General features: G+C 72.4%; 16 protein-coding genes. 3 read left to right on the forward strand and 13 right to left on the reverse strand.

The features are described 5' to 3' along the window. Nucleotides 1-9: 9 nt before the first annotated feature. The 3 genes from K1T34_RS50710 to K1T34_RS50720 form a co-directional block, all read right to left on the reverse strand. Nucleotides 10-669, reverse strand: coding sequence for a 1-acyl-sn-glycerol-3-phosphate acyltransferase (locus tag K1T34_RS50710; protein ID WP_220241895.1), 660 nt, complete (start codon nt 667-669; stop codon nt 10-12). After that, a complete protein-coding gene (cmk, locus tag K1T34_RS50715) occupies nt 666-1,382 on the reverse strand; it encodes a (d)CMP kinase (protein ID WP_220247848.1) in 717 nt (238 codons plus the stop codon). The genes K1T34_RS50710 and cmk overlap by 4 nt, the downstream gene beginning before the upstream one ends. Nucleotides 1,383-1,554: 172 nt before the next feature. Then, nucleotides 1,555-1,713, reverse strand: a complete 159-nt coding sequence (locus K1T34_RS50720; RefSeq protein ID WP_255638174.1) for a hypothetical protein — start codon at nt 1,711-1,713, stop codon at nt 1,555-1,557. A gap of 162 nt (nt 1,714-1,875) precedes the next feature. On the opposite strand from K1T34_RS50720, the gene K1T34_RS50725 reads away from it, so the two are divergent. Beyond that, nucleotides 1,876-2,244 (forward strand): DUF4267 domain-containing protein, encoded by a 369-nt coding sequence (locus K1T34_RS50725; RefSeq protein ID WP_220241896.1) that lies wholly within the window; start codon nt 1,876-1,878, stop codon nt 2,242-2,244. A 44-nt stretch (nt 2,245-2,288) separates the two neighbouring features. Here K1T34_RS50725 and K1T34_RS50730 read toward each other — a convergent pair whose 3' ends face one another. Beyond that, nucleotides 2,289-3,185 (reverse strand): alpha/beta fold hydrolase, encoded by an 897-nt coding sequence (locus K1T34_RS50730; RefSeq protein ID WP_220241897.1) that lies wholly within the window; start codon nt 3,183-3,185, stop codon nt 2,289-2,291. 180 nt (nt 3,186-3,365) lie between these two features. Here K1T34_RS50730 and K1T34_RS50735 point away from each other — a divergent pair, with 180 nt between their 5' ends. Both K1T34_RS50735 and K1T34_RS50740 read left to right on the forward strand, forming a co-directional pair. Next, entirely contained in the window at nt 3,366-3,848 is a 483-nt protein-coding gene (locus K1T34_RS50735; RefSeq protein ID WP_220241898.1) for a cation:proton antiporter regulatory subunit, read from the forward strand. Continuing rightward, entirely contained in the window at nt 3,848-5,038 is a 1,191-nt protein-coding gene (locus K1T34_RS50740; protein ID WP_220241899.1) for a cation:proton antiporter, read from the forward strand. Before K1T34_RS50735 ends, K1T34_RS50740 begins: the two co-directional genes overlap by 1 nt. A 24-nt stretch (nt 5,039-5,062) precedes the next feature. Here K1T34_RS50740 and K1T34_RS50745 read toward each other — a convergent pair whose 3' ends face one another. The 9 genes from K1T34_RS50745 to K1T34_RS50785 all read right to left on the reverse strand — a co-directional run bounded on the left by K1T34_RS50745 (nt 5,063) and on the right by K1T34_RS50785 (nt 13,916). After that, entirely contained in the window at nt 5,063-6,460 is a 1,398-nt protein-coding gene (locus K1T34_RS50745; RefSeq protein ID WP_220241900.1) for an MmgE/PrpD family protein, read from the reverse strand. Beyond that, on the reverse strand, nt 6,450-7,814 hold the full coding sequence (locus K1T34_RS50750) for an MmgE/PrpD family protein (RefSeq protein WP_220241901.1): 1,365 nt from the start codon (nt 7,812-7,814) through the stop codon (nt 6,450-6,452). The genes K1T34_RS50745 and K1T34_RS50750 overlap by 11 nt, the downstream gene beginning before the upstream one ends. Nucleotides 7,815-7,855: 41 nt before the next feature. Further along, on the reverse strand, nt 7,856-9,220 hold the full coding sequence (locus tag K1T34_RS50755) for an MmgE/PrpD family protein (protein ID WP_220241902.1): 1,365 nt from the start codon (nt 9,218-9,220) through the stop codon (nt 7,856-7,858). Between the two features lie 69 nt (nt 9,221-9,289). Then, on the reverse strand, nt 9,290-10,273 hold the full coding sequence (locus K1T34_RS50760) for an LLM class flavin-dependent oxidoreductase (protein WP_220241903.1): 984 nt from the start codon (nt 10,271-10,273) through the stop codon (nt 9,290-9,292). Continuing rightward, the gene (locus tag K1T34_RS50765; RefSeq protein WP_220241904.1) at nt 10,270-11,010 is read right to left on the reverse strand and encodes a hypothetical protein; all 741 of its coding nucleotides are present in this window, start codon (nt 11,008-11,010) and stop codon (nt 10,270-10,272) included. Before K1T34_RS50765 ends, K1T34_RS50760 begins: the two co-directional genes overlap by 4 nt. Beyond that, nucleotides 11,007-11,366: an EthD domain-containing protein gene (locus K1T34_RS50770; RefSeq protein ID WP_220241905.1), complete on the reverse strand. Its 360-nt coding sequence runs from the start codon at nt 11,364-11,366 to the stop codon at nt 11,007-11,009. The genes K1T34_RS50765 and K1T34_RS50770 overlap by 4 nt, the downstream gene beginning before the upstream one ends. Beyond that, a complete protein-coding gene (locus tag K1T34_RS50775; RefSeq protein WP_220241906.1) occupies nt 11,363-11,893 on the reverse strand; it encodes a hypothetical protein in 531 nt (176 codons plus the stop codon). The genes K1T34_RS50770 and K1T34_RS50775 overlap by 4 nt, the downstream gene beginning before the upstream one ends. Beyond that, nucleotides 11,890-13,281, reverse strand: coding sequence for an FAD-binding protein (locus K1T34_RS50780; protein WP_220241907.1), 1,392 nt, complete (start codon nt 13,279-13,281; stop codon nt 11,890-11,892). Before K1T34_RS50780 ends, K1T34_RS50775 begins: the two co-directional genes overlap by 4 nt. Next, nucleotides 13,278-13,916: an aspartate/glutamate racemase family protein gene (locus K1T34_RS50785; RefSeq protein WP_220241908.1), complete on the reverse strand. Its 639-nt coding sequence runs from the start codon at nt 13,914-13,916 to the stop codon at nt 13,278-13,280. Before K1T34_RS50785 ends, K1T34_RS50780 begins: the two co-directional genes overlap by 4 nt. Nucleotides 13,917-13,948 lie beyond the last annotated feature (32 nt).

Genomic DNA, 13,948 nt, shown 5'->3' on the forward strand with positions numbered 1-13,948 from the left:
CCACTTCACCTACGGCGAGCCGATTCGGTTCTCGGCGCGCCAATCGTCCAAAGTCTTCACGAGCCCCGCGAGCTGCAGGCGCAGCTCCTCGGTGCCCTCTTCCAGGCCGGTCCGGCCCGGGCCCACCTTCGGCAGGAACGGCTCCCCCACGAGGATGTCCACGCGCGGGCGCCAGCGCCGCTTCCCGTCCGCGGGCTTCAGCGTGCCCCGCGTCGCGACCGGCAGCACGGTCGCCCCGGCGGCGCGGACCAGCCACGCCGCACCCTTCTCGGCCACGCCGACGTCGCCGGCGCCCCGGGTGCCCTCGGGGAAGATGCCGACGACCCCGCCGGCCTTCAGCACGCCGACCGCCGTCATCAGCGGTGTGCGGTCGATCTCGCCCCGCTTGACCGGGATCTGGCCGATCGCCCGCAGGAACCACCCCGCCGCGCCCTTGAACATCTCGGCCTTGACCAGGAACGCCGAACGCCGCGGCAGCATTCCGAAAATCAGCTGCGGCTCGATCATGGAGCTGTGGTTGGCGATCACCACGACCGGGCCGGCGTCGGGCATCCGGTCGCGCCCGTGCACGCGGATCCGGAAGACCGATCGCAGATGGTACCGCCCGAAGACACGACCGGCGTCGTGCAGGAGGCCGATCGCACCCTCGGGGAGAGCGCCACCGGTCATGCCCGCGCCTCGACCTCGACTTCGGCGGGGCAGTCGTCGAGCAGGCCGCGGCGGCAGGCCAGCTCGGCGAGCGCCACGATCACCTGGTCGATGGACAGCTCCGAGGTGTCGACCGGCACGGCGTCCTCGGCCGCGCGCAGCGGCGACGTCGCCCGCGTGGAGTCGAGGCGGTCCCGGCGTTCGACGGACTCGCGCGCCGCCTCGACGCTCGTGTCGCGCCCGGCGGCGCTGTCCTGCCCGCTGCGGCGCGCGGCGCGGACGTCGGCCGACGCGGTGAGGTAGACCTTGAGCGGCGACTCGGGCGCCACGACCGTGCCGATGTCGCGGCCTTCCACGACGATGCCGCCGGTGTCGGCGAGCACGTCGGCGATGATCCGGCGCTGCCGCGACACGAGCAGCTCGCGCACCTGCGGCACCGCGGAGACGGCCGACACGGCCTGCGTGACCTCGGGCCCGCGGATGTCGGCGGCCACGTCCTCGTCGCCGAGGCGGACCTCGGGACGCTCGGGGCTGGTGCCGATGCTGAAGTGCACGTCGTGGGCGAGGTGGCCGACGGCGTCGGTGTCGGCCGGGTCGGTGCCCGCGCGCAGCACGGCGAGCGTCACGAGCCGGTACATCGCGCCCGTGTCGAGGTAGCCCGCACCGAGCCGGTCGGCGAGCTTGCGCGCGACCGTGGTCTTGCCGGTTCCCGACGGGCCGTCCAGCGCGACCACACCACGTAGGGCTCCCGTCACCGAAACTCTCCTCGCGTTCGTCCTGCTCTGCGTGATCGGCGTTCATTCTGCCCGCCGCCCGGCACGGCCGGTGAGGCGGCTATGCCGCGCTGTTCGTGCGGGGCCGGCAGTGGGTCCGGCAACGGTTCCGGCGGTGCGCCCGGCGGGCGGCTCAGCCACCGAAGCGCGACACCAGCACGGCCAGCCGCTCTTCGCGGTGACCCGGGCTCAGCCGGCGCCCGCGGCCGACGGTGACCAGGCCGTGCAGGGCGCCCCAGAACACCTCGGTCAGCGTCCCCGGGTAACTGGCCCCCACCACCGGTTCGATCACCGCGAGCAGCTTCGCGAGGGCGTCCGTTCCCGGTCCGCTCGATCGCGCTCCTTGCGCAGTCGCTGGTTCATGAGCAGAGACTCTAGCGCTGCTAGACAAACTAGCGTCCACAAGTTAGCGTTGTCAGTGTTCCTAGCACCGCTAGATTCACCGGAGGGCCCTGTGATCGTCACCGCCTACGTCATCGCCGGAATCGTCGCGATCGGCATCATCTACGTGGGACTGAGCTACCTGCTGGCTCCGGAGAAGACCGCCGCCGGCTTCGGCCTCGCCACGATCCCGACCGGCACGACGGCGTTCTTCCACATCAAGGGCGTGCGCGACATCGCGTCCGGGCTGGTGGTGGGCGCGGCAATGCTCGCGGGCGGCCCGCACGTCCTCGGCTGGATCCTGCTCGCCGAGGCGTTCATCCCCGTGGGCGACATGCTGATCATCCTGCGCCACAAGGGAAGCCGGGCGATCGCGTTCTCCGTCCACGGCGCGACGGCGGCCGTGATGGTCGTGGCGACGCTCCTGCTCGAGCTCTCCTGACCGGCGGCACCGTGGGGCTGCGCCACCGCACGTGGCGCGGCCGGTCAGCCGGTGCGGTTCAGCCAGCCGCTGATGCGGTCGTTGAGCTCCTTCGGCCGCTCGACGAGCATGAAGTGGCCGACACCCTCGATCAGCTCCGACTCGGAGCCGGGCCCGCCGAACTCCTTCACCCGCTCGACCTGGGCCGCGGTCATCCCGTGGCAGCCGTCGGTGGTGCCGTGCAGGTAGAGCAGCGGCTGGGGCGCGCTGCCACCCCACGCGGCGGCCTGCTCGGCCACCCACTCGGGCGTGCCGAAGCGCGTCGGGTCGAACTGGCCCCAGTAGTAACCCAGCGCGGCGTGCAGGTGGTCGGGATCGGCGAGCGCGGCACGCAGGTAACCCAGGTCCTCGTCGGCCGAGTAGCCGGGAGACCAGTCGCCCCAGATGTCGCGGATGAAGGCGAAGTCGTCCTGGCGGATCCGGTCCTCGATCACCCGCTGCATCTGGAAGTACCAGAAGTAGAAGCTGCGCTTGATCTGCGCGTAGGTGCCCAGGTTCTCGCCGAAGATCTCGAAGGGCGGGATGTTGAGGATCACCGCGCGCCCCCACAGCTCGGGAGCCCGCCCGAGCGCGCCCCACGCCCCGACCGCGCCCCAGTCGTGCGCCACCAGCAGCGCGTCCGGTCCGCCGCCGAGCGCCCGCGTGAGCGCGATCTGGTCGGCGACCATCACGCTGGAGTGCACGAAGTGGCGCAGCGGCGGCAGTTCCGTCGGCGCGAACCCGCGCACGAACGGCGCGACCGCGTGGAACCCGGCCGCGGCGAGCGCGGGCAGCAGGTGCCGGTAGGTGAACGGCGTGTCCGGGAACCCGTGCATGCACAACGCGAGTGGGCCCTCACCGGCCTCGAGGTACTCGAACGTGATCCCGTTGGCGGTGACGCGGTCCCGTGCGAACTCGGCCATCGTGGCCTCCTCCCACCACGGGGAACCCTAGGCGAGCACGACCGTGGTGCTCCAGACCTCCTGCGAGCCGGGAATTTCACCGGGCCGCCACGGTCGGCGACGCGCGCGGTGGTCGTGACCACTCGGCTGCCGGAGCTCGCCTGAGCCTCGCGAATCGGACAATGGGTTACCGTGGCCGGTGTGAACGTGGAAGTGACCCCCCTGCCCGGAATCGGTGTCCGGAAGGACTTCGCCACGCGTGCGGGACGGCGCATCGGTGTCGTGACCCAGCGGGACGGCAAGATCGAGCTCATCGTGTCCAAAGCCGACGACCTCGACGCCTGCCTCGCCTCGCTGCCGCTCACCGCGGACGAGGCCGGCGCGCTGGCCAACCTGCTCGGCGCGCCGCAGCTCGTGGCACAGCTGACCGAAGAGCACCGCGAGCTGCCCGGCATCCACACGCGCCAGCTGCCGATCACCGAGGACGGGCCGTTCGACGGCCGCACGCTCGGCGACACGGCAATGCGCACCCGCACCAGCGTGTCGGTGGTCGCGGTGGCGCGCGCGGGCCAGGTCCACCCGTCGCCGACGCCCGACTTCACCTTCACCGCGGGCGACCTGCTCGTCGCGGTCGGGACGTCCGAAGGTCTGGACGCCGCCGCCAAGATCCTCAAGCAAGGCTGATGGACCACACCGCGCTGTCCCTGATCGAACTCGGCGGGGTCTTCTTCGTGCTCGGTGTGCTGGGCAGGCTCGCCGGCCGGATCGGGCTCTCCCCCATCCCGCTGTATCTGCTCGGCGGCCTGTGCTTCGGCTCCGGCGGCCTGATCCCGCTCACCGACATCGGCGACTTCACGCACCTGGCCAGCGAGATCGGCGTGGTGCTGCTGCTCCTGCTACTGGGGCTGGAGTACTCGGCGGCGGAGCTGTTCACGGGCCTGCGCCGCTCGTGGACGGCGGGCGTGCTCGACATCGTGCTCAACGGGCTGCCCGGCGCGGCCGTGGCGCTGCTGCTGGGCTGGGGCCCGATCGGCGCGTTCGTGATGGCGGGTGTCACCTACATTTCGTCGTCCGGGATCGTCGCGAAGGTTCTCGGCGACCTCGGCCGCCTCGGTAACCGCGAAACGCCGGTGGTGCTGTCGATCCTGGTGTTCGAGGACCTCGTGATGGCCCTGTACCTGCCGATCCTCACGGCGATCCTCGGCGGCGTCAGCTTCCTCGGCGGCGTCGAAGCGGTCGGCATCTCGCTCATGGTGATCACCGTGGTGCTGGTGATCGCGCTGAAGTTCGGCCGCTACGTCTCCGCGATCGTGGACAGCGACGACCGCGAGGTGTTCCTGCTCAAGATCCTCGGCGCCGCGCTGCTCGTGGCGGGCCTCGCGTCGGCGATGCAGGTCTCGGCCGCCGTCGGCGCGTTCCTGCTCGGCATCGCCGTCTCCGGCTCGACGGCCCACAACGCCACGCGCCTGCTCGAACCCCTGCGCGACCTGTTCGCGGCGGTGTTCTTCGTGGTGTTCGGCCTGAACACCGACCCGGCGTCGATCCCGCCGGTGCTCGGCTGGGCCGTGGTGCTGGCCGTGGTGACCACGCTGACCAAGGTCGGCACGGGCTGGTGGGCCGCGCGAAGACAGGGCATCGGCAAACTGGGCCGCGCCCGCGCCGGCGCGGCACTGGTGGCGCGCGGCGAATTCTCCATCGTCATCGCCGGCCTGGCCGTCACCGCGGGCGCGGTCGACGGCGAACTCGCCGCACTGGCCACGGCCTACGTGCTCCTCATGGCCATCCTCGGCCCCACCGCGGCCCGCATCGTCGAGCCGATCGCCAAGGCTGTGCAACGGAAACCCCGGACCCAGCACAGCGAAGCACCCGCGTGAGCCGCGCTCAGCACCTATGACGCCTTACGGCGTCTGTGTCGTACGCAGGCTCTCGGTCAGCGCGTGCAGGGACTTGGTGCGGGGCAGTGCGTAGATCTCTTCCCTGACCCGCTCGGCCCCGGCGGCACCGTAGACGCGGCTCAGAAGGCTCGTTGCCTTGGCCAGCCGCTCCTCATCGGTCACAGGGGCTTCGGGCGTACCACGCGGGTGGATGACCGTGCGGGAGACGACACGGCCGTTGCCGAGCTCGACGCGCACTGTGCCGGCCCGACCGGTGGGCTTGTGCACGTCGAGCTCGGGGTCGTGCGAGACGCTGATCCGGTCCATCAGTGGCCGGAGGGTGCCGAGGTCCAGCAAACCTTCGTCATCGAGCGCGCCGAACCGGATGGCCGCGGCCACCGTCGCCCGAGCGCTGAACCGGGCATCCAGGTCGTTCTTCGGCTCGGCGCAGTCGATCGCCATCCCCTCGTCGAAGATCCGCACGTCGACCCGGCGTACGTCGTCCTCGCCGAAGCGCTCCTCCGCCAGCAGGGCGGACACCGCGTCGTTCACGCCGTGCAAGTGCGCACACGAGGGGTGGAGTTTAAAGTAGCCGTTCACGATCTCATAGCTCGCCCAGGTCCCGTCCGCGACACCGTCGAGCATCGCCTCGGCGTGGAAGTCCTCGGCCAGGAACGGCCCGTAGAACGAGCTCAAGGCCCCGCGCCGCGCCGTGAGACCGGCCGCGGCTCCGCGGGCCACGTTGAGCGCTGTCGTGCAGGCCGTCGCGGGGTAGAGATGGTGGAGCGTGGCGCCGGACGTGGTGGTCCAGCGGTCGAAATGGAGACCGAGCGAGGCGGCGCCGTCGATGCCGGCCGCGACCGCTCGGTCATCGGCCCCGCTCACCAGCGAGGTCGCCGCTCCGGCGGCGCCGACGGTCACCCAGTTGCCGATGTCGTGGAGGTGGCCGGGCACGCCCCCGATGCCGAGCCCGATGCGAGCCGCCAGCTCGTAACCACCGACGAACGCGTTGAGGAACTCCCGAGCTCCCACCTGTCGCTCCTCGCCGAGACCCAGCAGGACGGCGGCGACCTGGATGGCGGGGTGCCCCTTCATCCTCGAGTAGCCGTCCTGCCGCTGGAGCACCGAGATCGTGGCACCGTTCAGCAGCACGGCGTCCTGGACCCCTGCGCCACGGCTCTCCCCGAACACGGTGCTCGGTCCCGCGGCCGGCGCGACGGAGCCGCGCAGCGCCCGCATGTCCGGATGGGCGGAGCCGGCGGCCATGACGGCGACCGAGTCGAGCAGGAGGTCGAGCGCACTGACCTGCGCGGCCGCCGGAACGGTGTCCCAGCTCGTGGTGGCCACCGCCCGAGCCAGCTGTCCGACGACGTCCGCAGACGCCTCGTTCGGCCCGCCGTTCGTCGAACCGTCACTCACCATCGGAGTCCGTCCCTCCTGTCGGCCGGAGCAGGCGGGCGAGGCCGCCGAGGTTCGAGTGGGCCGGGAGCGCACCCAGCCACTCTCGCAGCGGGTGCACGAGTTCGGCCGACCTGCCGTGGGTCACCAGCTGGTCGAACTTCTCGTCGATGACCGCCTCTGGATAGGGGTTGTCGAAGCCGCCCGGGGCACGATCCTCCACTTCGGACAGACGTCGCCCGTCGGTGGTGAGCACTTCCACGCGTGCGGTGCGGACGGCCGGCTGCACCCGGGTGTAGTCCGGGTCCTCGACGACCCGGATCCGCGAGGCCAGGGCGCGAACCTCGTCATCCGCCACGACGTCTCCCCGGTAGGCCTCCAGCCCGTTGTGGCCGAGCACGGCCTGCACGGCCACGTTGTAGGGAATGGAGTGCTTGCCGGCGAACCCGTTCGCCGGGGCCGTCTCGTCGAGGCGCGTCGCGGGGGCGTAAGTGAACACGGTGACCTGCTCGATGTCGGCGCTCGTCACGCCGGTGCGGGCCACGAGCTTGCCCATGGCCTCGATGGGAGCGTGGTTCCAGCGGCTGCAGGCATGCAGCTTGAAGTAGTTCTCCAGGATCAGCCACCGCTGTCCGAGACCATCGCCGAGCACGGAGGGCTCGAAGTGCTCGCCGAGTACCTGGCCGTAGACGGTTTCCAAGGCCTGCGTCTCACCGGTGACGCCGCCGCGGGCGGCGTGCGCGCCCAGCACACCCGCGGCCGACGACACGCCGGTCAGCAGATTGCGCACGGTGGCTCCCATGTTGGCCGCCCGCTGCGTCGAAGCGGGGGTCATCGCCGCCGCCACGCGAACGGTCTCGATGATCTCGGCGACCGAGAACCCCCGCAGCCGGGCGACGCCGGCGGCGGCTCCGACGACCATGGCGGTGCCGAAGGGGTGGACCGGGGCTCGGAGCGTCAGCGCAAGCCCGGCCCGCACAGCCGTCTCGTAGGCAGCGACGAAGGCCACCAGGAACTCCCGGCCGCTGCTGCCCAGCTCCTCGGCGGTGGCGAGGACCGCGGGCAGCACATGCGCCGAGGGGTGGTTCGTCGCCCACTGGTTGCCTTCGTCGAGCTCGTAGGTGACGAACGCCTGGCCGTTGAGCAGCGCGGCCGCATAGGACGTCGTGCCCTCCCCGGTCGCCAGCACCGTTGCGGCGCCAGGGCCTCCGATGGCCAGCGCTGCCTGCGCCGCACCGGCCACCTCTTTCTCGGCGCCGGCGCCGAGGCCTGCTGCGACGGTGTCCGAGACGATGCGGACGGCCTGCTCGACGACTTCCTCCGGAAGGTCCTCGTAGCGGAGCCCGCCGACCCACTCGGCCGCTCTCTCCAGTGTCATCGCAACATCTCCTTCGGTCGATCGGAAACGGCCGGGACGGATCAGAGCCGGTGGGCGATCGCGTCGGCGAGGGCCTGCAGGCTCCTGCCGTCCGGGAGCAGGTCCGCGGTCGTCAGGGCCTGCACCACCGGGTCGAGCACGTCGCCGGGAAGGAACGGCCCGACGTTGCCACGGAACTTCGCCACGATCTCGTCGACGGAGAGCGGATCGCTCGGGTTGCCCCGCGCGTTGCGCACCTGCGCGGTCCCCGAAGAGTCCGCGGTGACGACGGTGACCCGCGCCGGCCGCTCGGCCGGGAGAGCGCCGGTGTACTCCGCCACCTCGACCAGCCGGACCTTGGCGGCCAGGTCCACGACGTCGGGCCGCTCGAACTGCCCGGGCAGGAAGCCGCCGGCGTCCAGGTGCCCGTCGACGACGACGGACGCCGCGCAGCGCGGCACCGAAAACCGTGCGTGCAGGTCGGACTCGCTGCCGAGGCTGTCGAGTGAGGCGGCGAAGGCGAACGTCTCGATCACGATCTCGGTGATGGAGGCCGGCTTCGGCGAGCCGGCGCGCACGAGTGCCTCCCGCAGCGCGTCCAGTGCCGGGTGGACCCAGCGGGCGCAGGCGTAGGGCTTGAGATAGCTGTCCGCGACCCGCCAGCGTTGGCCGAGCCCGCCGCCGATCTCCTCGGCATCCGCGTCGGTGGTGACCACGCCCCCGTAGAGCGTGGCGAGCAGCCCCGGGTCGGCCTCGTGGCCGGCGGCGGCCAGCCGGGCGGCGAGCGCGCCGTAGTAGGAGCCGAGCCCGGTCCAGACGTTGCGCACCGTGCCGCCCTGCATCGGCACGGCCAGCGTGGCGGCGAGTGGCAGTGAGCCGGCCAGCTCGATGGCCCGGGCGGTGGTGGGCGCGTCGGCGCCGGTCAGCGCCGACGCCGCGACCGCGGCCCCGATGGGGCCGTGGATACCGTGCGGGTGCAGACCGGGGCGCAGTGAAGTGCCGGCGCCGAAGCGCAGCCCCACCTCGCAGCCCAGCACGAACGCGCGGACGGCGGCCACGTCGTCCACACCCTGGCGGCTCAGTGCGTGCAGCAGCGCCGGCAGCACGTGGGGCGCCGGGTGTGCGGTCGGTACCGGCGGGATGCGGCCGCCGGCCGGGTGGAACGACCCACCCGAGTCGGCGTCGAGCCAGGTGGCCGCCGCGCCGAGCGTCGTCAGCCGCCCGAACGGGGCGGACTCGTCGGCGGCTTCGGCGCCGAGCAGGGCACCGAGACCGTGCACGGCCGGGTAACGCAGTCCGCCGAGCAGGGCGCCCAGCGAGTCCAGCAGCAACAGCCGGCCGAAATCCCAGATCTGCGCGGGAATCGCTGCCGCGGGCGTCGAGGCGAACTCGCCGAGCGCATCGACATCCAGGTCCAAGGTCTGCATCTTCGCTCCTTCTTGCTCGGGTTGCTCGCGGTCGGTCCGCGGTGCCGGTACGAGACCCACCGGCGCACGTCAGCTCGCCGGCTGGGCCGTCCCCAGCCCGGCCCGCAGCGCGCCGGCCGTCTGCGCCAACCGGCGCTCGACGCCCGCAGTGGCACCGGCGATGACGACCCCCTCGATGCCCAGAGTGGCAAGGGGCCGCAGCCGGGCGGCGAGGGCCGCGGGGTCGCCGGTCAGCACGAATCGGTCACGGATCAGCGAGTCGATCTCCGGGTCGGCGTCGCGGGCGCCCGCCGACTCCGAGGTGCCGTGGCGGCGGTAGTCGTGGGCCGAGGCCACCGCGGCGACCCGGGCGACGAGCTCCGGCGCGATGCCGTACCAGTCGGGCGAGTTGGTGATCCGTGCCGCGCAGGAGCCCAAGATCGGGGCTGCGCCTGCTGCCGCTTCGTCGTCGGTGTCGGTCACCACCGCGCGCAGGAACAGCCAGCAGCGGACGTCGGGGCGCCGGGCCCGCGCGATACCGACGGCGCGTTCGATCACGGCAGGCTCGACGCCCACGTCGAGCAGTACCCCACCGAGGATCGCGCTGGTCTGCTCGATGGTCCGTGGGCCCGACGCGGCACCGAGCACCGGCCCGAACCCGCCGGGCAGCTGGGCCGACAGCTCGTCGAGTCGAGCGCGAAGCTGCTCCAGCAGGACGCGATAGGAAGAGAGCGACGGGATCGGGAGCCCCTCGTTGCGCAGTGAACTCTCGCCCCGTGCGACCGCCAGCAACGTCCGGCCGGGGTGCTGGCCCGCAAGCGTCGCGAGGGCTTGGGCGACCACGCTCGGATGGTGCAGCCCGAGCCCCATCACGCACGGCCCGGACAAGGCGGCCGTGGTGCGGGTCAGCACCTGTCCGGCCGTCAGGAACGGGTCCGGGAACAGCCGTGGGCTGTCCGCGAACCCGACACCGTCGACGCCGTCGCCCAGCGCGGTTCTCGCCGCGGCGAGATGGTCGAGCACGCCGTGCGGCCGCGCGAGATTCAGCAGGAGCCTCGGCTCTGCGCCGCTCACCGGATCGACTCCAGCAGGTCCGCGACCGTGCCGGTGACGCCGGCTGCCGGTACCGCGTGACCGGCCGCCACCGACAACGTATGCGCGACGCTGCCCGACATCGGCGTGGCCACCTCGGCGGGGAGGGTGGCGGCGAGCCAGCCCGAAGCTGCGCCGTGCCCTGCCCACAGGGGCGAGGACGCACGCCGCTCCGGGCCGGGAGTGAGCACGGTGAGACTGGCCGCCAGGTCCAGAACCCGTTCCAGCCCCTCTCCCTCCGCAGGTCCGGCGAACGCCGCCGCCGTCGCGGCGCAGAGCGTCGCGAGGGTCGGTAAGGCGGCCGCCGGAGAGTCGTCGGTCAGGAGACCCGCGGCGAGGCTGCGCACGCAGCTGCCGGCGGCGACCGCGCGCGCGACGCGGTCGAGGCCGGCCGAGGCCGCGTCCGCGGCCGCCAGGGCGGCCAGCAGCGGAGCCCAGTCGAGGTCGGGGCGCGCACCGTCGAGCCGGGCTCCGTTCCACAGCAAGGCCGGATAGGCGGGCGCGACGAGGCCGGTGCCGAGCAGAGGGAAGCCGCCGGCCGTCGCGATCTCCTCGGCCCAGGACGCCAGCACGCCCTCGGGTGCTCCGGCGGAGAGCGTGCGCAGCTCGCCGACTGCGATCGGCGCCGCGGCCTCCAGCGCGTAGACCGCGTGCGCGGCCCGCGCGAGCTCACCGGTGAGCCCTGGCGCCGGTGGGGTGAGGATGCCCGCCTGGGTCACGACCGGTTCCTGTCCACGGTGACGCTGTCGGTGATGAGGTAGAACCGGAAGTCCGTCCGACCGCCCGGTCCCCGCTCGGCGGGCAGCGGGTTGTCCGCGAACCAGTCGCGGTAGGCCTGATACGCCGCCTCGTCCGCGAAGTGCATCTCCGCGATCCGGTAGAACATCATGCTCGGCGGAACCGCGGCGGTCCCTCCCGACGCCGTCGTCACCGGACGAAGCACCTTGTTGAACACGATCCGGTCGAGGTTCGGGTTGGCGAGCAGGTCGGGCGCGTGCACGTCGAAAAGCCAGCGCTCGTACTCCTGCTCGCTCACGCCCTCGACGATGTCGTACCCCAGGATCGCCTTGATCACGTGTCCGTCCTCCGTGGTGTGATGGTCCAGCTGAACGCCTGCGCGCCCGTCCCGAAGCCCTCGAGCCGGACCCGGCGTGGTTCGATCCGCACTCCGGCGAAGTTGGCGTCGAGGTCGGCCCGGTCCCGCAACGGCGCCTTCGTGTGGCCCGCGGCTCGCAGCCGCGTCGTGTGCCGGTCGTAGACCTCCCAGGTGGCCTTCGCGTCCAGCGGCCGCGCGACGCCGCGGACGAAGACCACCCGCGGGATCGTCAGGCCCAGGTCGAAGGTCCACGGCGAGTCGTTGACCGAGTCGTCGGCCGGCGTGCCACCCCAGATCGCCAGCACCCGGTCGTCGTGGCGGAGCTGCTCGACTCTGCGGTGGGTCCGGCGCTGCACCAGTTCGACGGCCCAGTCGTCGGTCAGGAACGCGCTGGTGGTCCGTCCGACCAGGGCGCCGCCCGCGCCGTGGGTGACCAGCTGGGCGAATCCGGCCTCGTGCCGCACGAAGTCCAGTGCCCGGGACCGGGCGGCCGCCTCGTCGGTCATGCCGTGGTGTCCGAGCCCGCAGCGCGGTGTTCCGCCGCCACGGCCGTGGCGGCGAGGTAGGCCAGTCCGAAGGCGGGCAGGAGGCCGTTGCCGGCCAGGTAGCCCGAGGCGCCGTGCCCCGAAATCCCGGCGGCCGCGCCACCTGAGGCGTAGAGGCCGGGAATGGGCCGGTCGTCGCCGTCGACGACACGCGCCGACCCGTCCACGACCAGGCCGCCCTGGGTGTGGAAGAGAGCCGGCACCACCTTCACCGCGGCGTACGGCGGCTCGAGCGGTGCCTCGTAGTCGCGGCCGAACCGGTCGGGGATCTCGCCTCGCGCCGCCCGCCCGGACTCGTCGAGCTCGGCGGTGACGGCATCTTCGGGTAGGCCCGTCGCGACGGCGAGCGCCCGCGCGTCGTCGGCCCACACTTCGGCGCCGGACTCGACGGTCTGCCGGAAGTCCGTGAACGGCATGCACAGTTCGTGCACCCGGCGGTCGAACACGACCCAGCCGGTCGCCTCCGGCCGGGCCGCCAGGGAGGGGCCGAATTCGGAGTAGCCGGTGGTCTCCTTGGCGAAGCGGCGGCCCGTGGTGTCCAGCATGACGGCGCCGTGCATGATCGTGGCCCAGCCCAGCAGCGTCGAGGACTTCGCCGCCAGCGCTCCGTGGCCCTGATAGGCGTCCAGGAACTCGGTCGCGGCGCCCAGCCGGGAGCCGATCCGGAGCGCATCGCCGCGCGACGTTTCGCTGCCGTGGTATGTGGCCGTGGCGATCTCCGGCATGTGCTCGGCGACCAGCTCGTGATCGGCACCGTAACCGTTGGTGGCGAGCAGGACGGCCGGGGTCTCGATGCGCTCCACATCGGCGTTCGGGTCGGTGACCACGACCGCGGCGACCCGGCCCTCAGCGTCCAGCTCGACCTCGGTGAGCCGGGCCGGCACCAGGAAATCGATCCGCGGGTGGGCCCGCGCCTGCCGGGCCAGGTGGTCGATGAGCACGGTGCCGTGCCGCTCGGGGATGGTGTGGCAGCGGTCCACGGAATGCCCCGGGTAGTGCATGTCGGTCATCAGCGAGATGTCTAGGCCGACCTCGTCGGCCAGCCACTCGACCAGCTCGCCGCTGACGGCGGCCAGCGCCCGGGCGAGCCGCTGGTCGCCGCTGCCCTTGGTCTTGCGGTCGACGTCGCCGGCGAACACCTCGACCGAGTCCTCGATCCCCTGCTCCCGCTGCCAGCGGCTGTTCACGCCCGGCACCATCGCCGTGCACATCGACGTGTTGTTGCCGCGAAGGAAGTGCTCGCTCGCCTCGACCACGAGGACGTCGAGGCCGAGCTGGGCGGCGCGAAGGGCAGCGATGAGCCCACCGCCGGCACCCGCGACGACGAGGTCGGGTCCCTGTGCGCTCATCGGCCCGCTCCCGCCGCGACCAGTTCGAGGGCGCGCAGCACGGGGTCGAACACCGGCACCGCCGAGGGGTGCGTTGGATCGACGTCGACGGCGGAGCAGCCGTTGAGCAGCGTGCGGGCCCCCTTCGCGGCCAGCACCTCGGCCGCCTCGTCGAGGCGCTGCTGCCACCCCGGCCCTTCACTGATCGAGTCGAAGGGCAGGTCGAGGATCTCGATCTGCCCGAGCCACCGCTCCCAGCCGTAAGCGGCCGCAACCCGGCGCATCTCGGCGGCGATGGCCTCGTTGCGGACCACCGCGCCCATCGGCGCCGCGAGCGCGGCCGCGAGGGCCAGGTTGAGCTTGAGGATGCCGACCACCGGACGGTCGGTCTCCTCTTGCAGCCGGGCGACCGCGGGGTCGAGCACGCAGTCGGCCATCAGGACGTCGTACCCCGCGGGGGCGGCGGCGAGGGCCCGGTGGACGTAGTCGTCCGAACGTGCGATGTCCTCGGCGTGGTCGAGCTGCTCGGGCGCACCCTGCGCGAGATCGTGCAGTTCGACGATCACGCCGGCCGGGCTGATGGCGTCGTAACGTTGTTGTCGCCGCGCCAGTTCCTCGACGCCGACGTGCAGGGGTGTGGTCGCGAAGATCCGCATGGGTGGTGGCTCCTCCTCGAGGACGGGCAGGG

The sequence above is a fragment of the Amycolatopsis sp. DSM 110486 genome (genome assembly GCF_019468465.1).
In the GTDB taxonomy this organism is placed as follows: domain Bacteria; phylum Actinomycetota; class Actinomycetes; order Mycobacteriales; family Pseudonocardiaceae; genus Amycolatopsis.